This window comes from Sphaerisporangium rubeum (assembly GCF_014207705.1).
Classification (GTDB): Bacteria; Actinomycetota; Actinomycetes; order Streptosporangiales; family Streptosporangiaceae; genus Sphaerisporangium; species Sphaerisporangium rubeum.
Map to the genome: position 1 here is coordinate 513,954 of NZ_JACHIU010000001.1, position 21,721 is coordinate 535,674.

Genomic DNA, 21,721 nt, shown 5'->3' on the forward strand with positions numbered 1-21,721 from the left:
CTCCTCACGAGCACACAGCTCCAGCGGCCCTGTGTCGCGACGGTCAGGATGGCTGACGGGAGCCGTGAATCTGGACGAGTCCCTCGACGCCGCGGAGGAAGGTCGCGCAGACCGACTTCGGGTCGAAAAGACAGCCGGCCGCCATGGCGCCGTCCCTGAGCATGACGAAGTGCTGCGCCGCCGGCTCGGCTCTGGTCTCCTCGATGCTCGCCATCAAGGTGTTGATGGTGTCGAGGAACCATTGCCGGTGGGCCAGGACGGCTCGATGCACGGGATGAGCGGGGTCGGGATACTCCGCCACGGCGTTCAGGAAGGCGCAGCCACGGAAGCCAGGCGACCGGATGCCCTCGGCGATCGACACCGCGACGGCCCGGACGGCCTCGTGAGCCGATGCACTGGTGGTGAGGGCCGTCTCCACCTGGCTGCGGATCGTTCGGTCGGCGACGTGCAGATAGGCAAGGACAAGATCTTCCTTGCCGGGAAAGTGCCGATAGAAGGTGGCCCGGGTGATCTTCGCCTCGGCGATGATGCGGTCCACGCCTACAGAGTGGATCCCCTCCGCGTAGAAGATCCTGCTCGCCGTGGTGAGCAGCCGGAGCCGCGCCTCGGACAGCCGGGTCCCGGTCTCGCTGGATGCCATGCCTCCAGTCTAGTGACAGAACGTTCCGTCTTTCCGTAACGAAGTAGACAGAACGTTCCGTCTTGACCGCAGGAGGAGAAGGAGTCATTGTGAAGAGAGACAGAACGTTGGTTCTCCCTAGCGATGGTCGCTTCCGCGACACCGCTGGACCTCCGTTCCGCTGAGCGATCACCATGAGGACGACCATGACCACCGTTGCCGCCACCCACATCTCCACCACGGCCGCCGCCCTACGGCGGCTGTACTTCGCCCGCTCCGCCTTCGCCATCGTCTGGGCCGCCGTGACCTTCGCGGTCGCAGAAGACCTCAACCCACTCGCTGTCACACTGCTGGTGCTCTACCCCCTGGTCGACTCCGCCGCCGCGATCATCGATGTCCGCGCGTCGCGCACCACAGGATCAGCCACGTTGCTGTACGTGAATGTCGCGATCAGCCTGCTGGCCGCGGCGGGCCTGGCCGTGGCCGGCGCGTCCGGTGTCCCGGCGGTTCTGCGCGTGTGGGGCGCTTGGGCGATCGTCGCCGGCGCGGTCCAGCTGATCGTGGGCCTCACCCGCCGCACGATGAGCGGCCAGTGGCCGATGATCATCAGCGGCGGCTTGTCCGTCCTCGCCGGCGGATCGTTCCTGGCGGCCGCGGCCGCGTCCGACCCGGCGCTGACGAATGCGATCGGTTACGCCGTCCCCGGCGCCGTCTTCTTCCTCATCGCGGCCATCCGTCTCGGCCGCACGGCGAAAAACGCCTGACACGGTTCTCACGACTCCGGGAAAGAGAAACGGTTCACGGATCGGCGAGCGTTTCGTGGATCCGGGAACTTCGCCGGTGGCGCAGGCAGAGCAAGATCTGACGGCGTGAGCAGCGGCGGAAGCCGCGGGAGTCGACCGTGTCTGTCGTTCCCTCGCCGTACGCTACTTGGCGATGGGTACACGAGGTGTGGAAGGTGCTTACCAGGGTGCGCTCCGTGCGTTCCAGAACCCGATGCTCGCCTTGCTCCACCAGACGCACGCGCCGTTCGTGGTGACGGTGCTGGCGATGGTGTTCACCGCGGAGCGGCCGAGGGTGACGGTGGCGGACACGCACGCGGAGATCAACGACGCGCTTGAGCAGTTGCGGGCCGCGGGCTACGGCGAGGAGGACAACCAGCCGCTGCCCACCGGGAACGCACGGGACCTGTGCAGGCAGTGGGTCCAGGCCGGGTGGTTGGTGCGGCAGGTGTCCGACGACGACGTCGAGGTGTACCGGCTGTCCGCGTACGGCGTGGGTGCGCTCGAGGTCGCGGGGCGGGTCGGCGGGGTGCGGACCAGGGTGTCGGAGTCCCGGGTCAGGACGCTGCTGGAGGCGATCGAGCGGCTCGCGCAGGACGCCGACCCGGACGTGATGGCCCGCATGCTGCGCCTCCACGAGGAGATCCAGCAGCGCCGGAAGGAACTGACCCGCCTCGAGAAGGGTGGCGTCGTCGAGACCGTCGAGGACGAGCAACTGCTTGAGGCGGCAGAGAACGTGCTGCACCTGGCGCGGGAGCTGCCTGCGGACTTCGCTCGCGTCGCCGAGTCGATCAAAGCCATCCAGCGCGACGTCGTCGCGGAGTTGCGGCACGACGTGCGGCCGACCGGTGAGGTGCTCCGCGAGTACCTGGCCCGCGGCCAGCGCATCCTGGACGCGACACCGGAAGGCCGTGCGTTCGCGGGGGCGTTGCGCCTGATCGGGGACCCGGCGCAGATCGACGACCTGTGGAGCCGGCTGCGCACGGTGCTGCGGCACCGGTTCACCGAACTGCTGCCGGAGCAGCAGCGGCGGGAGCTCACCGAGATCTCGCGCCGGATCGAGCAGGGTGTCAAGGAGGTGCTGACCGCGCAGCGGCAGGCATCCCATGTGATCACCGCACAGGTCCGCAACCACGATCCGATGCGGGATCGGCAGGTCGACGAACTGCTGAGGGACGTGATGTCCGGTCTCCACAAGTGGGTGCCGGGTTCACGTCGCGGCGAGGCCGTCGAGCCGCTCCGCCGGCTGCCGGTCGCCGACGTCGGACACCTGCGGCAACGGATGAGCGACCTGCGGCCACCACAGCCACCCGCGCCGCTGCGGGAGTGGGACGAGGCCGAGGACATGACGGCCGCGGACACCCGGGCATGGGGTGGCCCCCGGTACGCCGAGTTGCGCGCGCACCTGGCGGCCTTCGCGGGCGACGCGGAAAGCGTGGACGTCATGGCCGCGTTCCGTGCGGCGGACGAGGACATCCGGCGTCCGGTCGACCTGCTCGGCCTTCTGGAAATCGCTCATGACGCCGGCCTGACCGAGTCGGACGAGGTCGCGGTCGTCGACACGGTCCGGCCCGACCGGACCCGGCGACGGTTCGCCCTCGGCGGTGTGGTGGCGGCGAACCCGGCGAGCGGGGACAGGAGTGGCGATGAGTGAGCCGGACGGCGCCGACGACTGGCCGGCGGCCACGGAGGCCGGGTTCATCGACCCGATCTCGATGGAGGACGATCCGGCGGAGTTGTTCGCCGGCGACGCGGGCACCCTGGACGTCGACGTGCGGCGGGTGCTGGTCCAGTTGTTGCGACGCAAGTTCCTGCTGGCGGAGAAGAACTCCGCGCAGTGGCGCACGTTGCTGGAGAACCAGCAGATCATCGAGTCGCGGATGCACGACCTGTTCGTCCGGCTCGTGGTCGACCACGAGCGAGGAGTCGCCTACAAGCAGCAGGTGCGCTCGGTGGAGCTGGACGTGCCGATCCTGCTCAAGGACGACCCCTACAACCGGGCCGAGACGTTGGTGCTGGTGCACCTGCGGACCGTCTTCCAGCGGGAACGCGGCACGGGTGAGGCGTCCGCACGGGTGGACATCGAGGAGCTGGAGCAGACCGTGCTGACCTACTTCGATCCGAACGACCACAATGTGGCCCGCGGCCAGCAGGAGGTCCGCACCGCGGTGCAGCGGCTGGTCACCGAAGGCCTGCTCACGGAGGATTCCGCCGGCCGGTACCGGATCACCCCGATGGTGGAGGTCGTGCTGAGCACCGTGAAGCTCGCCGAACTGGAGCAGTGGTTGCGCGAACGGAACGAGGCCACGGCGTGAGCATGATCGACACGCTGTTCGGGTTGATCCCGGCGGCGTCACGCGGTCAGCAGTGGGTGGCGCGCGATCTGCAACTGGTCAACTGGGGCGGCTACGACGGGTATCATCACCTGCGGCTCGCACCCGGCGCCACCCTGCTCAGCGGAGGTTCCGGATCCGGCAAGTCGACGCTGATGGATTCCTACATCGCGTTGCTCATGCCGCACACGACTCCCTTCAACGGCGCGTCCAACGGCGGAGTGGTCGGCAGGCCCCGCGGCAAGGACCAGCGCAACATCCTCTCCTACGCGCGCGGCAAGCTCGACGAGTCCCGGAGCGACGGCGAGACCAAGTCACGGGTCCTGCGTGGGGACGGCCGCGACACCTGGTCCGCCATCGCGATGACGTGGGCCGACCGCACCGGCGCCGAGTTCACCGCGCTCCGGGCCTGGTACGTCCCGTCATCGGCCCGCGGCCTCGACGAAGTCATCCCGGTACGCGCCACCTGCGACCACTCGTACGATCTGCGCACCCTGGAGGGCCCGGCGAACAAGAAGCTCGTGCGTGCCGAGGTCGAGGCGACCGGCTTGAAATGGTGCGAGACCGACCGCGACTTCACCGCGCGTCTCCACACCACGCTCGGCATCGGCGCCGCGGGCGACGGGCACAAGGCGGTCGCGCTGCTCGGACGCATCCAGGCCGGTCAGCAGATCACCACCGTCGACGCGCTGTACAAGACGATGGTCCTTGAGGAGCCGTCCACACTGGCCACGGCGGACGCGGTGGTGCAGCAGTTCGACGAACTCTCCGGCACCCGGACCAGGATGATCACCGCGCGTCAGCAGGTGAAGGCGCTGACACCGATCCGCGAACACCGGCGCGCCATCGACGAAGCAGAGGCACGGTCGCGCCTGATCGACCAGGTCGGATCGTTCACCGACACGTCGTCCCCTGCCGCGTTGTGGCGTCACGAACGCCGGCTCGACCTGCTGCGCTCCGCCGAGAAGGACCTGGCCGAGCGGCACCGCCGAGCCAAGGAGGAACTGTCGGAGACCACCGCACTGGTCAAAGCGACCGAAACGCAGCGCGACGGGGTGGACGACACGCTTCGTGCGTCCGGTGGTGACCGTCTGGACACCGCGCTCCGGGAGATCCGCGGCGTGGAGCAACGACTGGGTGATGTCGAACGCTCGCGGGAGCGGCTGGACCGTGCGCTCGCCACCATCGGCGCCGGCGTGGCGAACGGGGACGACTTCGCCGCACTGGTCGAGACGGCGCGTCGCTCGCTGGCCGACGCCGACGCCAGAAAGACCGTCCGGAAGCGGTTCGCCGACGCGATGGCGGAGAAGAAGGACGCCGACCGCGAGCTGGCCGGGTTGCTCGCCGAGCGCAAGGCGGTCGGTAACCGGCGGGGCAACATCCCGACCGAGCTGCACGCGGCTCGCGCGGCGCTGGCCGAGGCCGCCGGGCTCAGCCCGGACGACGTGCCGTTCGTCGGCGAGCTGATCGAGGTGCGGACGGAGTTCGAGCCGTGGCGCGAGGCGTTCAACCTGGCACTCGGCGGATTCGCCACCCGCATGCTGATCGACATCGGCCGGCTCAACTCGTTCCGCGAGGCGATCAACGCGGTGCCGACCGCGCGGCGTGTCCATTTCGAGGGTGTGCGTACCGGCCTGCGTGACGAGGTCGGGCTGGACGACAGAACGCTCCCCGGCCGGCTCGACTACCGGCCGTCGCCGTTCACCCCATGGCTCAAGAGCGAGCTCGCCAGGCGGTTCGACTTCGTCTGCGTCGAGACGCCGAGGTTGCTGGCGCAGTACCCCAAAGCGCTCACGATCACCGGCCAGACGTCGGAAGGCGGCCGTGGCGCACACGGCGGCCACGGCCGCGCCAACCTGCTCGGTTTCACCAACAGCAGGTTGCTCGCCGACCTGGAGAGCCGGATCGGCCTCGCGCGCGAACGCCTCGACGACGCGGTCGCGCTGGAGTCGAGCGCGGAAGAGAACCTCAACTCGTTCGACACCAGACGCATGACCTACCAGACCCTGACCGAGTTGTCCTGGGACCAGGTGGACGTCGAGTCCGTCCTGGCGGAACTGGCACGCTGGAACCGTGTCGTCGACGAGGTCCGCGCAGGCAACCCGAGAATCGACCGGCTGCAGGGCCAATTGGAGGAGCTCAAGGAGCGGGTCAGGGAACTGACCGAGCGCGTCGGCCGGCAGAAGGACAACGTGACGACACTCGGGGAGTCCTGGGAGTCGACGGCCGAAGAGGTGGACCGCGCTCAGAAGGCACTCGACACGGCCGTGGAGACAGGTGCCGAGGTCGGCCGGGAACACCGGGCCTACCTTGCGGCGCTGTTCGGTGGCGACCCCGACGGCACCAGTGCGCTCGCGGACTTCGACGCGGCGGTGCGACGGGCCACCGAGCGGCTCCGCGCCGACCGGCAGTCCGCGGCGGAGACGATCGACAGGTCGAAGAAGACGCTGCTCGACACGTTCTCGACGTTCGTCGAGCGCTGGCCGAACCCGAATCTCGGCATCGACGCCGACACCTCGTACCGCGACTTCGACCGTTTGCTCACCGACCTGGAGACCAGCGGGCTGCACGAACTGGAGACCGAGTGGCGGGACAGTCTCCTCGAACTGTCCGGCAACGACCTGACCGGCCTGGACAGCGAACTGGCCGCCGCCGTCCGGGAGATCCGCGACCGGATCGACCCGGTCAACCGCATCCTCGCCGAACTGCCGTTCGCCGACGACAAGCACCGGCTGCGCATCGACCCGCAGGAGAGCCACTCCACGGTCCGCGCTCGGTTCCGCAAGGAGCTGCGCGACGTACGCGCCTTCATCGACCAGGCGGCGACCGACGACGAGCGGGAACGCGCCTACCACCGGATGGCCAAGGTGATCGACCGCATCCGCCGCACCGCACCCGATTTCGCCGACCTCGTCGACGTCCGCAACCATGTCCGGATCAGTGCCGAGAAACGCGACCTCGACGGCGGCCACGTCGCCGTGTACGACCACATCGGCGAGAAGTCCGGCGGCGAGTCGCAAGAGCTGGTCGCCTTCATCGTCGGAGCCGCACTGCGGTACCAGCTCGGCGACGCGGGTGCCGCACGTCCCCGCTACGCTCCCGTCTTCCTCGACGAAGCCCTCATCAAGGCGGACGCGCACTTCACCGGCCGGGCCATCGGCGCGTGGCGCGGCCTCGGCTTCCAGCTCGTCATCGGCGCACCCAACGACAAGCACAGCGCGATCGAGCCCCATGTGGACGCCGAGTACCTGATCCTCAAAAGCTCTCAAGGCCGATCCTGGGCCAAGCCCCTGGTCGGTGTCCCGGACGCATGAGCGCACTCGTCACCCCGGCGGACGCCGTCGCCGCCGTCCGCCGCAAGCTCGACCAGAAATGGGCCGAGGCCGTACGCGCCGACCTCGACGTCAGGATCCGCCGGCTCCTGCTCGGTCAGAAGTAAGCGGACCCTCGGCGGTCGTGAATTGGTCCTCTGATGACAGGCGCAATCGGACTTCATCGCGTGTACCGATTCCTGTCAGTGTGAGTGACATGACAACGACAGCGACCGGCTTCGACGGCCGGCTCCTCACCCCCGGCGACATCGGCTACGACGCCGCACGTACCGTCTGGAACGCCATGGTCGACCGGTATCCACGGATGATCGTCCGTGCGGCGGGTGCCGCCGACGTCGTGGCCGCCGTGCGGATGGCCAGGGAGTTGGACCTGGAGATCGGCGTGCGCTGCGGTGGCCACAACGTCGCCGGGTTCGCCGTGCCGGACGGTGGGCTCATGATCGATCTGACGCTCATGGGAGGTGTGCGGATCGATCCGGTTCGCCGCCGGGCTCGGGTGCAGGGCGGCGCGCTGCTCGGCTCGCTGGACCTTGCGTCGCAGGCGTACGGCCTGGCCACCACCGCCGGCAACGTCTCGCACACCGGTGTCGGCGGGCTCACGCTCGGCGGCGGCATGGGCTGGCTGGCACGTCAGCACGGACTGGCCTGCGACAACGTCATCTCCTACACCATGGTCACCGCGGAGGGGGATGTGGTGACGGCGAGCCGCACCGAGAACCCCGACCTGTTCTGGGGGCTGCGTGGCGGTGGCGGCAACTTCGGCATCGTCACCGAGTTCGAGTTCCAGTTGCATCGCACCGGCACGCGGACACTGGTCGCCGAGTTCGACTTCCGCGCCGAGGACGCCGTCCCGGTCGTCGAGGGCTGGCGCGACCTGAACGCGGTCGCGCCACGGCAGGCGACCTTCACCGCCGATGTCGGCAGCGGTCCCGCCGGTCCCATCGCCACGGTGGGGTTCGTGTGGGTCGGCGACCCGGCCGAAGGCAGCCGGTTACTTCCTGAGATGCGGGGGCTCGGCCGTCCCATAGGGTCGCGCGTCACCACACCGTCGTACCTCGAACTCCAGCGACGTGACGACTCCACCGGCGGCCACACCTACCGCCGCTACTCCAAGGCGCATTACCTGCGGCGATTCCCCACCGCGGCGATCGAGGCGTTCCTGCTGCGCGGCGGCGCCGACCTGAGCGCGAACCCGTACCTGCCGAGCGTCGGCCTGCAGGCGCACGGCGGCGCGATCGCCGACGTCCCCGAGGCGGACGCGGCGTTCAGCCACCGCGGCACGATGTTCGAGTTCGGCGCCGGCGCTCGCTGGACCGACCCGGCCGAGGACGACACGAGGATGGGTGCCGCCCGCGCCGCCGGCGCGTCGCTCGAACCGTACGCGAGCGGGGTGTACGTCAACTCGCTGACCGTCGACGAACTGGCCGACGGACGACGCGGCGTGGAGCGGGCCTACTCGGCCGCGAAGCTGGCCCGGCTGACCGCACTGAAGACCGCGTACGACCCGGCCAACGTGTTCCACCTGAACCAGAACATCCCCCCGGCACACTGACGCGCCTGGATGTGCCGCCGGCTGAGCGCGATCGGACTCCCCGTATCACCCGGATGGCCGCCGGCTGAGCGCGATCAGACTCTCCGCATCTCGCGGATGGCCGTCGCCAGCAGCGCGACCCCCTCGGCGATGGCGGTCTCGCCGAGGATGGCGTAGCCGAAGATGAGACCACCCGGTCCGGTGCCGGCGATCCGGTACGGCCCGACGCCGTGTATGCCGAGCCCGTGCCGCGCGGCGGCCGCCACCACCTCCGTCTCGTCGAGGCCGGGCGGGAGCCAGGCGACCACATGCTGTCCGGCGGCGATCCCGGCCGGTTCCAGGTCGGGCAGATGGGTGCGCAGCGCGTCCAGCAGCGCGTCGCGGCGACGGCGGTACACCGGACGCATCCGGCGCAGGTGGCGGTCGAACTCGCCGCGCGCGAGGAAGTCGGCGAACGCCAGCTGGTCGATGACCGGCGAACCACGGTCGGCGAGCACCTTCGCCGCGGCGACCTCGGAGACCAACCGCGGAGGCACCACCAGCCAGCCGAGCCGCAACCCCGGCGCGAGCGTCTTGCTGGCCGTACCGCAGTAGACGACATGATCAGGCGCCAGACCCTGCATGGCCCCCACCGGCGACCGGTCATACCGGTACTCCGCATCGTAATCGTCCTCGACCACCAGCGCGCCACGGCGCCTCGCCCAATCAATCACCTCGGCCCTCGCCGCAGCCGACAACACCCCCCCGGTCGGCCACTGATGCGACGGCGTGAGCACCACCGCGTCGGCGTCGGCCCGACGAAGCGCATCGACCCGCACACCGTCCCGGCCCACCGGGATGCCGACCACGTCCAGACCAGCGGCGCCGGCCACCACCCGAGCGTCGTCGTTGGACGAGGGGTCCTCCAGGGCGATCCGCCTGGCGCCGCGCCGGACGAGCACCTGGATCAGCAGCGAGATGCCTTGCCCATACCCGCTGCAGATCACCATGTTCCCCGGCACGGCCGACGTGCCGCGCACCCGGTTGAGGTAGTCGCACAGTGCGTCGTGCAGTTCCGGCACACCACGTCCGTCGAGGTAGGCGAACCGTTCGTTGGGGGTGGTGGTGAGCACGGTACGGACCGAGCGCAGCCAGGCGGCCCGCGGGAACCGCGACACATCGGTGCGTCCGTACCCGAAGTCGACCCTGACCCCGGCTCCGCGCACGACCGGCCGCACCACCGATGCCACCGGCCCGGCACTCGCGGCGGCAGGCGGCATCGACGCGGCGACCTGGGTGTAACCACCCGGCCGACTGGCAAGGTAGCCCTCGGCCACAAGCTGCTGATACGCCTCCACGACCACCCCGCGGGAGACCCCGAGGCCGGTCGCGAGCGTGCGCGTAGGTGGCAGCGACGCACCCGCTCGTAGCCGACCGGCCCGGATGCCGGCGCGGATGGACGCCTCGATCTGCCGGTGCAGCGGCACCCCGGCATCACGGTCCAGCTCGATGAGCAGGTCCTCAGCCGGCCCTGACCTGGCCCTCGATCGGCCCATGTGACCGGACCTTATCGGCGTGCACCGATTCCTACCAAGTCCCTGACGGACCGGACCTCGTCTTCAGCCTGGCCGGCTGGATCCGGCCCGCTCCCCCCACGAACTCGCGGCCCCGCACCCCCCGGTCCGCCCTGTCTAGAGTTTGTGGATCGCGCCGGCGACGTTGAGGTCGTAGTTCACGTAGAGGCCGTTGTAAGAACCTGTGGTGATCTTCTTGTAGGGACCCCAGTAGACGGTCAGGTCGCTGTTGGCGTGGAGGTGCGTGTTGATCTGGCAGTCGTCCTCGACGGTGAGGCCGCCGTTGGCGGTGAGTTTGTCCCTGACGTCGAGGGTGCCGTCCACGGAGAGGTGACCGTCCACGGAGAGGCCGCCGTTGGCGGAGAGCTGGTTGCTGACATAGAGGGAGCCGTTGGCGTTGAGGGTGCCGTTCGTGGTGAGGCCGCTGTCGGCCGTGAGGAGCCGTCGCACGCTGACCTCGTCGTTCGCGGTGAGAAGCTGATTCACGGTGAGGCCGCCGTTGGCGGTCATCTGGCCGTCCACAGCGAGCCGTGACTTGGCCGCGATGTCCCCGGTGCTGGTCAGGCCGCTCAGGGTGGGGTTGGTGATGGTGACGGTGAGGGTCGCGTACCGGTAGGCCGGCGTGGAGTCGTCGGACTGCTGGGTTCCGGAGGTCGCCACCGCTTTCAGGGTGAAAGTGGTGTCATTGACGATCTTGCCTTGGGGGACGGTGCAGAAAGTGCCGGGCCCTTCGTAGAGGGTCGTGCCGTCGCCGTCGTAGAGCTGGAAATAGCTGCCGTTGCTCTCCCAGGAGAAGCGGACGGTGTCGCCGGCGTTGAACCTCGTCCGGGGAACGGTGGGCTTGTCCGGGGCGGTGGACAGGAAGTTGTGCAGGTAGAAGACGGGCTCGACGGTAGGCAGGGAGAGCGCCAGCGGGTCCCTGCGCTTGGACGAGCCGCTGGTTGTGTCCGAATATTCGGTGATGAAGCAGTTGAGTCCGCTGCCGCCACTGGCGGCGAGCGTGCCGCTGACGCGGAACTGCAACGGCTCGTTGACGAGCTCGAACTCGGGGATGGGTGGCTCGAAGATGAGCTGGTAGTAGCTCGTGCCGGTGGCGAGGCCGAGTTCCTGGCCGGTCTTCATCTGGAACGACAGGGGACTCCAGTTGCCGCCGATGACCTCGCCCTTGGGTTTCTCGGTGAAGTACGCGCCTTCCGGTGTGCCGGCCGGGACGGCGATGTCGATCTTCTGGCAGTAGATCTGCTGGCCGGACGGACTGGAGACGGTCAGGTCGATACGGGCGGGGGCGGGCTTCTCGGGTGTGCCGGCCTCAAGCGTGGCCGGGGTGGTGGTGGTGCTGTAATGCAGCAGGTTGGGGCCTGACATGAGGAAGATCTCCTTGTGGACGAGGGGTGGGGTGCAGGGGACCGCTGGTCCCACCGCGGGGTCTCCTCGGGGTGAGGGAGGGATGCGGCTAGTGGTCCTGTTCCGGTTCGGTGAGGAGGCGGAGCATGCCGTCCTCGAGGGTGGCGGGGCTGTCGGGGAACCGCGCGTCCGGCAGTGCCGGGGTCAGCTCGTACGGTGTCCACGGCGCCTGTCCCGGTGCGGGCCGCAGCCAGGACCAGGTGCCGCGTCTCTCGGCCGGCCGGGGGAAGACCAGGGTCGCGGCGTGTTCGGTGGTGAGGACGGGACCGAACCGGAAGAGCGCCTGCATGTGGCGTAGCGCGTCGTCCACGTGTCCTGGCGGCACGGTGACGGCGGCGGTGGGGGTGATTCCGCTGGTGGCGTGGACGGCGGCGCGCGGGTCGACGAGCAGGAGCAACCGGGTGGGGGCGAGGTCGCCGAAGGTCAGCTCGGGGTAGTCACCGGCGGGGCCGAGGGGGCCGATCTGCCGGACGTGGTCCTGCCCGTCATCGGGAGCGGTGACGCTGTGGAACCTGTCGTACCGGTAGGCGGCCGCGTCGCCGGCGGTGAAGTAGCCGATGAGGCCGTCGTCGCGGGCGGCCTGGTCGCCGAGGCGGACGGGGAACCGGTCGGCGGTGAAGGCAGGGGGTGGCGGGCCGAGGGTGGCGGCCCAGCCGGTGTCACCCAGGGGTGGTCCCTGGAGGGCCAGCCGGAGCTGTGCGGGGACGAGAGCCAGGGGCCGTCCGACGAGGAGACTCAGGTTCTGGTCGGCGCGCTGGCCGAGTGGTTCCGTGGTCCACAGGGTGGAGTCGATGACGTCGAGGAAGGCCGTGAAACCGGCCTCCGCGGCGAGACCGGGTGAACCGATCAGACCCGCGACCAGAGGCGCGAGCCCCGCGACCTGGTCCAAGGTGGTGACGGTGCCGTCAGGCGGCGGCTCCCACTGGCCGGTGCGCCGCCCCTGGGAGCCGGTGAGCAGGCGGTAGGTGCCGAGCAGGCGGCCCGCCGGGTCGTACAGCAGCAGGCTGTGGTCGAGATGGTTGGGAAGGAGCCAGCCGCCGATGGGGCTCGGGTCCGCCGCGGTGCGCACGACGCGGGTGCCGGTCCGCGCGTCGAGGAGGTCGAAGTCGAGCCGGGCGGGCTGGAGGGGGCGGGGCGGCAGCTCGGCCACGGCCGCGATCGTGGGGGTGAGCGAGGTCACGGCGGTCAGCGGGGTGTCGACGACGAGGGGGAAGTTGCGGTAGTCGTGCAGCCCGCCGCCTTCGGTGTCGGGGCTGACCACGTCGAGGACACGGCCGAACTTGTCGTAGAGGAAGAGCTCCTCGACGTGGATCTGCCCCTGCCGCATCTCGTGGAAGGGAGCGCTGGTGCCTCCGGGGAGGTACGGGACGCTGGTGACCCGGCCCCGGTAGCGGGCGGGCAGTCCGTCGCCGGTGGCGGCGTCGGGGTAGCCGGCCAGTCCGGCGATGTGCGGGTGGTCGGGGTCGCCGGTCGTGGGACGGCGGAAGGCGCGGGTGTCGCGCGCGGCCAGCCGTTCGTTGAAGCCGGTGAGTTCCTGGGCGAGGAAAGCCCAGTCGCCGATCGATGTCAGCCAGGCGTCGAGTCGACCGCGCTGCTCCTCGGTGCCGTGATGAGAGACGAACTCCGTCAACCGGGCGGCGAACAGCGAGCGGGGGTGGGGGCCGAGGCCTGACATGCCGGTGACGGTGACCGGGTCCGGGGTGACGCCGGCCGCGCCGGTGTAGCGGTGGCCGGTGCCGTCGAAGGCCCAGCAGCGCTGGGTGCCCACGGCGTAGGGGATGTGGCGGTAGGCGACCTTCCACTCCATGATCAGCGGCTCCCAGGGCTGGGTCCAGGGATCCAGGCCCAGCGCGGGCAGGGTGCCGGTGTAGTCGGCGGGGCGGTGCGCGGTGATGGTGGCGCGCACGTCGTCCACCGGCAGGCCGCCGGCCGCGGCCAGCGCGGGGGCGTTGCCCGGGTCCAGCAGGAAGTACTCCGCGAGCAGCGCGGGGATCTCCGGCGGCAGCGCGGAAAGGCCGGGGACGGCGGGCATCGGCCGGTTGCCGGGGGTCGCGGTGATCGCCGTGCCCGCGACCGTGACGGCGCCGACCAGGGGCGAGGGGCCGTCGCCGGTGAGCGGCCGTACGAGGGTCGGCCGGCCTGCGACGGCGGTGTCGGCCGGCGGCAGGAGACCGGACAGGCTGACCACGGGGTTGTTGCTCTGCCAGTACGGGCGACGGGGGACGGCCTTGAGCGTGGCACCCCCGGTGAGCCCCTTCGCCGCCGCGAAGGCGCCGATCCCGGCGAGGAAGGCGTCGTCGTCACCCGCGTAGGAGCCGGTGAGGTCGGGCTGGGGGACCTTCGCGGCCAGGTCCCGCACCTGGACGGTCAGGGTGCGCACCGTGTGGGCGAGTGAGCCCTCCCGGTCCTGGTCCAGTTCCTGCCGCATCCGCTCGGGGTCCGGCGCGTCGCCGGGACGCGGGGACAACGCGTCGGTCAGGCCGTACTTCAGCCACAAGGCGTTCAGCCGCCACTGGTGGACGTACAACTCGCCGAGCTGCTCGTCCAGCCGGCGCTGGTCGTCGTTCAGGGTGGCCAGCCAGGCCGGAGGGGTGAAAGGCGCGGGTGCCGACGCCGGATCGGCCGTGTCGGCGGGGGGTGGTGTCACCGTCCAGTGGTGGCCCCCGGCCGATGCGCCGAACGACGCGTCGTTGATGTGGCGGCGTACCCGCGCGTCGCCACCCTTCTCGTCGGCCACGTCGAGGACGTTGTGCAGGAAGGCACGCAGCAGTTGCAGGTCCGAGGCGGAGGGGGAGGCGCCGCCGGCGTGCAGGGTGCGGCCGGCGAGCGCGGTGAAGGCGTCCTCGGTGGTGTCGCCGACGGCGATGTTGAGCCTGCCGTTGTCCTGAATGGTGTCCAGGGGGTCGGGGGCGGGTGCCGAAGTGGCGTCCGGGTCCCAGGCGACGGTCAGGACCGTACCGGAGTAGAGACTGCGGGTGGCGGGGGCGACCGCGGCGTCCTTGTCCGGGTCGCCGGACAGGCGGGGGTCCTGCCAGCCGAGGTCGGCGAGACGGCCGGCGTAGGAGGTGCCGGACGGGAGGGTGGCGAGGACGTCGGCACCGGGGTCGGAGTACCAGCCGACGACCTGGTAGCCGAGCGTGTCGGCCGTCGTGACGTCGGACAGGTCGTCGAGGAACGAGAAGACGTTGCTGTTGTGCGGCGTGTAGGTGGTGAAGTACGGGTCGCCGGTGGCCATGGCGGTCACGTACAGCGGGTCGCGTGCGGCGCGTTCGGTCCAGGGTGTGGTGCCGGTGAGCGGGAAGGCGAGCCCGATGAGGACCTGGTGGGTGCCGGACGCCATGGTGTTGCGGTAGGGGTCGGCGCTGGACCGCCAGGCCTGCAGGGTGGCGTCGGACACCAGATAGGTGCTCGACCTGTCATAGGGGTGACCGTCGCGGTAGGCGGTGCCGCTGTAGGGGCAGTCGCTCTCGACCACCCACGCCGTGGCGCGGCGGGTGGTGGTGCCACTGAAGCGGACCACCAGCCACCGGTTGGGCACCAGCGGATAGCTGATCTCCCCGGTGCGCGGGTCCTGGACGCCGTGGCGCAGCCCCCGGGGCAACGTCCAGTGCAGATGCACGCCGGTGTGGTTGTGCACCTTCGCGTTGCTCTCCCGGTCGCCCTCGTCGGGCTCCGGGCTCATGTGGTCGTTCAGCGCCTGGTAGTTGTGCTGCCAGGTACGGAAGCCGTCCCGGCCCCGCAGGGCGGTGTTGACCACGAGTGCGTCCAGGCCGACGGGCACGACGAGCGTGGGCCGGGTGGTCATCGCCGGTCTCCGTCCGGGCCGGTGAAGTGGACGGCCTCGGGGACCTTGACCATCTGCATGGCCAGGTCGGCGGGACCGATGGGGCCGAGCGTGGTGCCGTGCGCGGTCTCCAGCGCGGCCGTCAACGCGGGGATGAGCGAGCCGATGTCCAGGACCCGGCCGCCGGTCCCCGTCCTCAGGTGGTCCAGGACGGGGAAGGTGACGTCGGCGCCGAGCTGTTCGCCGAGTCGCCGGCCGGTGGGTGAGTCCGGCGGCAGCATGTTGCGCAGCGGGATCACGCCGTGGTCCTCGACGCCGAACCGGAAACCTTCCTGGGGTTCGCGGAGCTCGACCATCGCGGGCAGGCCGCCGAACAGGCACAGCAGCACGGTGGGTGCCAGGTGGTCCATACGCAGCACCGGCAGCGGCGTGCCGTCCGGGGCGGCGGCGCGGACGGCCAGGTTCGGCCAGCCGGAGACCAGCGCCGAACGCAGCAGCAGGCCGGTGACGGGCCCCAGGCCGTCCCCGGCCTCCGTGGGTGCGCCGGTGGCGGCGTCCGGATCGCCGGATGTGTCGCCGCGGAGCGTGTCGCGGTGCGCCGCCGCGGTACGGGCCGCCGCCGACCGTACGGCGTCGGCCACGATCTGGTCCTGGAGGGTGTCCCGGCTGGACTGCGCGCCGATGCTGAATGCGCCGGAGACCAGTGCGTCCAGCCAGCTCGGGTCGACGTGGAAGAAACGCAGCGACTCCTGCGGCAACAACCGCTCGTCGGGCACCAGGTGGGTGAACGGCACGGGGTGGAGCAGCATCAGCCTGCCGAGCCACCGCGCGACGGGGGTGAGGTGTTCCTTGAGCCCGTCGCCGTCGGCGAGCGCGCCGGTGAGGGCTTCGCGGGTGGCGTCGGACCGGAGGAAGTCGTCCAGGGCCTGAGTGGGGTCGGCCGGTGGCGCGGCCGGCGCCGGCGGCGACCACGGGGCGGTGGGCCTGGCCGGTGGCGTGCCGAGCGCGGTGAGCAGGTCGCCGCCGAGGAGCAGGCCGAACGCCGCACGCGCGGTGTCCGGCCCGTCGCCGTCCTGCGGCAGGTGGGTGCTCGTGGCCTGGTGGTACAGGGTGTCGACGAGGTGCCGTGCGGCGTGTTTGAGCTCCAGCAGGTGCTGGGCGAAGGCGGCGTCGGCCACGGCGAGCGCACGGCCGGTCTCGAACGCGGTGGCCAGGGACATGTCGAAAGTGCCCCAGGCGGGGTCGTAGCCGATGAGCGCGTCGGCGGTGGTGGCCCGCGCCGCCTGTGCGGTGGCCACGGGCAGGACGGGGGTGAGCGGCCCCCGGTACCAGGCGTAGGTGGCCTCGCCTGAGCGGGTCAGGTACGGCAGCGGCAGGTAGCCGTCGTTGAGCCGCCTGGCCACCTGCCGCCGCGGGGCCGGGGTGCCGTCGGTGTCCTGGTACGGCGAGGCGAGCCGCAGCCACATCTCGTCGCGGCCGGCCTGGTCGCCGTCCGGGGTGCGGGTGAGCCCCTCCGCGAGGTCGGCGAAGTCGGCCTGCCGGTCGGGGTAGGCCCAGAACGACCAGCTCGCGAGGGACAGCAGCGCCACCGACGTACGGCCCTGGAAGTCGGGGTCGTCCACGAGGATCTTCTCGTGGCCTTCCAGGGAGACCAGGTGCACGATGTTCTTGGTGGCCGCGGTGGAGCCGGCGGTGGCAGGGAAGCGGTTCGCGACGACGACGGCGAACAGCCCGTCCTCCTTGAGGCCGAGGATGGCCCGGTCCCCGGTGTTGGCCCCCCGGCAGTGCGTCCAGAACCGCAGCTCCTCGAGGCGGGGCGCCACCGCGTGGAACTCGGTGGCCGCGACCTGGATGTACGCGCAGGGATCGGTGTCACCGATGTCGGCTTCCACGGCGAGCTCGGGTTTGAGCACGGCCGGGTCGCCGGCGAGGAAGTCACCGACCGTGCCGGTGATGGTGCGGGTGGGTGCGGTGGTGCCGCCGACGAGCTGGTCGTCGGTGAGCACCAGCAGCGCCAGCCAGGGGGTGCCCGCCGGGGCGCCGCGTACGGCCCGTTCCCACGGCAGCATGGGGTCGCCGAGGACCAGGTGCGGCAGGACCTCGGCGTACAGGCCGCTGGAGGCGTCCGGCGGCTGCTTGGCGACGACCGCGGCGGTGTCGATCGCCACCTGAGGGCCGCGGACGGTGAACCGCTGAACGGCCGTGAAGGTTTTCCCGCCGCCGGTCCACAGCGTGTGGGTGACCTCGACGCGGTGGTCACCCGCGGGCAGGGCGGGCAGGTAGTTGTCGTGCAGTTCGATGTCCCCGACGGGAATCGTGTCGCGGGCGGGGTGCGGCGGGCTCGGGCTCACGTCCGGCTCCCCGCGTCCTGGGTCATGGGGGCCTGGCCGAACAGGTGGCCGGCGTTGCCCGCCAGATCGGCCAGGGAGTCGTTGGGGCCGGTGAACAGCTTGGCGTCGGCCAGGGCCGCGTACACCTGGTCGCGGCCGTTCCTGGCGTCCCCGCGGTCGGCGCGGCCGATGAGGTCCACGCACGACGGCTCGGAGGTGAAGGCGAAGTCGCCGTCGGCGGTGGGTTGCCGGGGCAGCGGTGAGAGACCGGGCTGGAGTTCGTCCTCGCTGTACTCGCTGAGCGGGAAGACCCCGCGCGACGGGGCCAGCTGTGGCCGTGGCGCCTGGACGTCGAAACCGACCGGCCGGTCGGGGACCACCTCGGCGGTGGGCCTTTCCATGATCTTTTCGAGCACCGCTTCGACCATGTCGGCCGGGTCCCGCGACGAGGTGGGTGTGGCTCCCCACAGCGACGCGGGCACGTTCCTGGTGCGGGCCGTCAGCGTCCAGCCGTCGGTCGGCGCCGGCGCGTTCTCGAAGTAGAGCTTCAGGCGGTGCTCGCCGATCAGTCCGCCGCGATTCATGGGACGCACATCGACCAGGGGTCCGTCACCGGGCTCGGGGGAGGCCAGCGGCGCGTCCCCTGCGCGCAGATGGCTGGCGGGGATCGCGGCCTGCGTGAAGAAACGCAGGTCGCGTGCGCGGACCAGCCACACCGTGCCGCCGCCTGCCGGGTCGTCCATGGTCTTGTCCAGGCCGCTGACCGCCGCGACGGTGACCATCTCCTCCGGTTTCGGCAACATGGCGGCGAACTCGGACCATCCCAGCGTCTTGTCCCCGGCCCCGGGCCGTCCGTGGCCGAAACGGACCGTGATGCTGAAGCACACGATGTGGACGGTGACCGTGCCACCCACGGGTGGTCCCCACAGGTCGAGGTCGGCGCCGACCGACACGCTGACGGTCTTGTGGACGAACAAGAAGTCGGCGGTGTACGAGGCTCCGACGCTCACCGAGATATCGGCGGTGAACCAGAACGGCCGCCACGACAGCAGCAGGTCCGCGTTCGCCGTGAACCACGCACGGACGCCGCCACCCTGGTAGACGGCGCTGAGCATCGCTCCCGCCATCGCGCACGACGGCGTCACCGCCAGGTACGCCTGCGCGGTGATCGACACGTTGCCGCTGACCGACCAGTCGACGCTCAGCCGCGGTACCACCGGGTAGTAGGCGGGCCGCTGGAAGGCCGGATGGTAGCCGCCGAGCGTGACCACGAACTGTCCGGCGTTCGGGTTCGACCCGAACCACACCGCGCAGGCGAACCCCCCGGTGAGATGGCAGTCGCGGGTCAGCACGTACGAGGCCGGGGACAGTTGCGCGGTCAGTTCGAAGCTGCCCTTGGCGGGCCGGAGGACGGCTTCCAGGCCAAGTTCGGCGTAGACGTAGGTGCGGGTGGCGGACTCGGCGGGCAGCGGCAGTTGGAGGATCGCGGTCCCCAGCAGGGCGAGCACCAGTTCCTGGCCGAACTCCGCCGCGAGCAGCACCTTGGCGTTCACCACCTTGGCCAAGGTGAACTCCACCCCCAGTGCCAGCCAGTACGAGCCCTGCCGCGGCGAGATCCACTGCCGCGGCCGGCCACCGGCGACGGCCGGCTCACGTCCCTCCAGGACGTCCAGCACACGGGAGGGCCTGTTCCCTGCCGGGTCCGGCCCCTGCTTGTTCAGGGTCAGCAGCGGGAAGCCGGACACCTCCGTGGCGGCGGGCAGGGCCAGCTCCCGGTTGTAGCCGAACCCGGCCATCAGCCCGGTGACCAGGATCGGCGGCAGCTCCAGCAACGTCCCTTCGAGCTGGGCGAAGATGAACAGCGAGGGCTCGCCGTCCTTCAGCTGCGCGTAGGAGCCGATGGCCGCCAGGGAGTAGTTCGGCAGCACGAGCGTCGCCGTGCCGTCGTACTGGAACGCCACATCGGGGGCGAGCCGGTCGGCGGGCAGGTGCAGCAAGGCACCGGAGATCTCCACCGGTGGAGCGTTGTAGGCCACGCCGAGCCCGGAGAGGTCGAACGTCGGGGCGAACCTGTCCAGCGGTGAGCCGACCGCCAGCCCGTCGAACGACAGGGACAGCGGCCCGAGCGCGACCGCGGCGTCCAGCGCGAAGAGGAGCACATTGTGCTGGTACATCACCCCCACCCGGTTGATCTGGACGACGCCGAGCTTCTTCTGCACCGAGATCCAGTGGACGGTGGAGGCCGGCGCGCCATCGGCCGGCACCGCGGGGGTGCTGGACCGCGCGTTCCCCGTGGGGGCCGGCGTGGTCGTCGAGGGCACACCGAGGGCGACCGGTGTGGTCTCGTTCCCGGCCTTCAGCTCCGCCAGGGCCGCCACACCCGCTTTCAGCCCGGCCGCCGGCAGAGGCACCACCCGCGCCTGCCCGAGCAGCCCGTTGACCGACGTGACGGCCTGGGCCGTGAAGTCGGCGGAGCTGTAGAGGACCTGCAGGTTCTCCACGTTCAACGTCCCCACCTGCGACAGGAACCCGCCGACCAGGGGAAGCCGGGAAAGGTCGATGGACGCCGACAGGTCGACCCCGACACAGAACCGCGCCGGGCCGCCGGCGGGTCTCACCCGGACGAACTTGGCGTCCTTCAGGTCGATCCGCAGACTCTCGGGGACGTCCGCCGCCAGGTCGTCCGAGAAGTGCGCGACCAGGTCCCGCAGCACGATCTCGACGCCATCGTCGCCGCCGCGGAACGTCGCGGCGACCACCTCGTCGCCGGACCCGTCCTCGTCGAACACGACCTCGAAGTCGTAGCCGGCGATGTCCAGCGTCCCCGCGTACCGGGTACCCGAACCGTCCCGGGTGACCGTCACCCCGAGGGAGGCCCGGATCTCTTCGGTGATCATCATGTCGCCCTGCACCATGAGGTCGAAGACGCTCGCACCGGCGACGGTGGCGCAGGAGACCCACAGGCTGGTCAGCTCCAGGCTCTTGATCGGCTCAGGCACGTCCGGCAGGCCGAAGGCCGCGGTCACCTCCGCCATGCCGAGGTCCGCACCGGCCGGCAGACCGCCCCGGAAGGACCAGCCGCCCTTGCCGAAGCCTTTGGCGGCGAAGACATCGATGCCGAAGGACGAGCCGATCGCCACGGTGCCCGCGACGTTGACCACGAACGTCTCGACGGGGTCGTAGGACAGTTCCATGGACAGGGAAGCGATCTCGAAGGGACCGAGCGACCACAGACCGGTGACCTTCGTCCGGACCATGTAGGCATGTCCGAGGGCCGCGGCGAACGACAGGTCGCTGACGGCCAGCTCCTCCGGCACCTCACCGGAGGGGATCCCGAACGACTCCAGCAGTGACCGGACGCCGATCGGCGTGTCGTCGCGGAGCGAACCGGTGACGCGCAGATCGGGAAGCCACAACGCGATCCGCAGCGGCAGCCCCTTGAGGTCGAGCGCGGCCACCACCGCCACCGACGACAGATCGTAGAGGCCGGCCGATCGGTCCTTCACCAGGCGGAAGTCGAAACCGGCGACCTCCCGGGGGTCGAACCCGAACTCGCTCATCCCGTCCTGCGCGCTCTGCCACACGTCACCGGCGAAGCGCCTGCCGAGCCTCTCCAACTCTCCGCCGAAGGCACCCGGCCGGACCGGCCGCACCGCGACCGTCAGCCGTCCGGCCCCGGCCGCGGTCATCGTCGAGGTCACCTCGACCTCGTCGAACGTTCCACTCAGGGTGAGCGTCACGACACCCTCGTCCGTCACCGCCGCCGTCACACCCGTCACCGCGACGGTCACGCTCGCGCCGGCCGGCCAGGGAAACGACACGCACGTCAGGGAGAGCGTCAGCGTCGTCCGCTTCTCGTCCATCACCGCCTGTCCCGAACCGGCCACCCCCTGGCAGGCGCCATCCGGGAACGTGCCAAGCATGTCGCGCAACCGCACCGGAAGCGCGGTGTCCGCGGCACTCAACCTCGGTGGATCACCCGAACCGAGGAAGGACGCCTTCACCGCACCGAGATCGGCGGAATCCTCCCCGCCGGACCGCCCCTCACCCATG

Annotated in this window: 12 protein-coding genes; 6 read left to right on the top strand and 6 right to left on the bottom strand. The window is 70.6% G+C overall.

Annotation, left to right across the window (positions count from 1 at the left end):
- Positions 1-43: 43 nt before the first annotated feature.
- Complete coding sequence (locus BJ992_RS02035) at positions 44-640, bottom strand: TetR/AcrR family transcriptional regulator (RefSeq protein WP_184978259.1); 597 nt, start codon at positions 638-640, stop codon at positions 44-46.
- A gap of 185 nt (positions 641-825) precedes the next feature.
- On the opposite strand from BJ992_RS02035, the gene BJ992_RS02040 reads away from it, so the two are divergent.
- From BJ992_RS02040 to BJ992_RS02060, 6 genes are all read left to right on the top strand, one after another.
- On the top strand, positions 826-1,383 hold the full coding sequence (locus BJ992_RS02040; protein WP_184978260.1) for a hypothetical protein: 558 nt from the start codon (positions 826-828) through the stop codon (positions 1,381-1,383).
- A gap of 172 nt (positions 1,384-1,555) precedes the next feature.
- Positions 1,556-3,055, top strand: a complete 1,500-nt coding sequence (locus tag BJ992_RS02045) for a DUF3375 domain-containing protein (protein ID WP_184978261.1) — start codon at positions 1,556-1,558, stop codon at positions 3,053-3,055.
- The gene (locus BJ992_RS02050; RefSeq protein ID WP_184978262.1) at positions 3,048-3,716 is read left to right on the top strand and encodes a DUF4194 domain-containing protein; all 669 of its coding nucleotides are present in this window, start codon (positions 3,048-3,050) and stop codon (positions 3,714-3,716) included. Before BJ992_RS02045 ends, BJ992_RS02050 begins: the two co-directional genes overlap by 8 nt.
- A 2-nt stretch (positions 3,717-3,718) precedes the next feature.
- On the top strand, positions 3,719-7,048 hold the full coding sequence (locus BJ992_RS02055) for an ATP-binding protein (protein ID WP_246496929.1): 3,330 nt from the start codon (positions 3,719-3,721) through the stop codon (positions 7,046-7,048).
- Entirely contained in the window at positions 7,045-7,173 is a 129-nt protein-coding gene (locus BJ992_RS33585) for a hypothetical protein (protein ID WP_281390271.1), read from the top strand. Before BJ992_RS02055 ends, BJ992_RS33585 begins: the two co-directional genes overlap by 4 nt.
- Positions 7,174-7,262: 89 nt before the next feature.
- On the top strand, positions 7,263-8,618 hold the full coding sequence (locus BJ992_RS02060) for an FAD-binding oxidoreductase (RefSeq protein ID WP_184978264.1): 1,356 nt from the start codon (positions 7,263-7,265) through the stop codon (positions 8,616-8,618).
- A gap of 74 nt (positions 8,619-8,692) precedes the next feature.
- Here BJ992_RS02060 and pdxR read toward each other — a convergent pair whose 3' ends face one another.
- The 5 genes from pdxR to BJ992_RS02085 all read right to left on the bottom strand — a co-directional run bounded on the left by pdxR (position 8,693) and on the right by BJ992_RS02085 (position 21,720).
- A complete protein-coding gene (pdxR, locus tag BJ992_RS02065) occupies positions 8,693-10,132 on the bottom strand; it encodes a MocR-like pyridoxine biosynthesis transcription factor PdxR (RefSeq protein WP_184978265.1) in 1,440 nt (479 codons plus the stop codon).
- 135 nt (positions 10,133-10,267) lie between these two features.
- Positions 10,268-11,569, bottom strand: a complete 1,302-nt coding sequence (locus tag BJ992_RS02070; protein ID WP_184978266.1) for a hypothetical protein — start codon at positions 11,567-11,569, stop codon at positions 10,268-10,270.
- A gap of 34 nt (positions 11,570-11,603) precedes the next feature.
- Complete coding sequence (locus tag BJ992_RS02075; protein ID WP_184978267.1) at positions 11,604-15,359, bottom strand: hypothetical protein; 3,756 nt, start codon at positions 15,357-15,359, stop codon at positions 11,604-11,606.
- Positions 15,356-17,689, bottom strand: coding sequence for a hypothetical protein (locus BJ992_RS02080; protein WP_184978268.1), 2,334 nt, complete (start codon positions 17,687-17,689; stop codon positions 15,356-15,358). The genes BJ992_RS02075 and BJ992_RS02080 overlap by 4 nt, the downstream gene beginning before the upstream one ends.
- Positions 17,686-21,720 (bottom strand): DUF6603 domain-containing protein, encoded by a 4,035-nt coding sequence (locus BJ992_RS02085; RefSeq protein ID WP_184978269.1) that lies wholly within the window; start codon positions 21,718-21,720, stop codon positions 17,686-17,688. Before BJ992_RS02085 ends, BJ992_RS02080 begins: the two co-directional genes overlap by 4 nt.
- Between the last annotated feature and the right edge of the window lies 1 nt (position 21,721).

Coding starts and splice junctions, on each gene's coding strand:
- BJ992_RS02060 (WP_184978264.1), top strand. CDS start 7,263: ATGACAACGACAGCGACCGGCTTCGACGGCCGGCTCCTCACCCCCGGC.
- BJ992_RS02075 (WP_184978267.1), bottom strand. CDS start 15,359: ATGACCACCCGGCCCACGCTCGTCGTGCCCGTCGGCCTGGACGCACTC.
- BJ992_RS02035 (WP_184978259.1), bottom strand. CDS start 640: ATGGCATCCAGCGAGACCGGGACCCGGCTGTCCGAGGCGCGGCTCCGG.
- BJ992_RS02055 (WP_246496929.1), top strand. CDS start 3,719: ATGATCGACACGCTGTTCGGGTTGATCCCGGCGGCGTCACGCGGTCAG.
- BJ992_RS02085 (WP_184978269.1), bottom strand. CDS start 21,720: ATGGGTGAGGGGCGGTCCGGCGGGGAGGATTCCGCCGATCTCGGTGCG.
- BJ992_RS02050 (WP_184978262.1), top strand. CDS start 3,048: ATGAGTGAGCCGGACGGCGCCGACGACTGGCCGGCGGCCACGGAGGCC.
- pdxR (WP_184978265.1), bottom strand. CDS start 10,132: ATGGGCCGATCGAGGGCCAGGTCAGGGCCGGCTGAGGACCTGCTCATC.
- BJ992_RS33585 (WP_281390271.1), top strand. CDS start 7,045: ATGAGCGCACTCGTCACCCCGGCGGACGCCGTCGCCGCCGTCCGCCGC.
- BJ992_RS02040 (WP_184978260.1), top strand. CDS start 826: ATGACCACCGTTGCCGCCACCCACATCTCCACCACGGCCGCCGCCCTA.
- BJ992_RS02045 (WP_184978261.1), top strand. CDS start 1,556: ATGGGTACACGAGGTGTGGAAGGTGCTTACCAGGGTGCGCTCCGTGCG.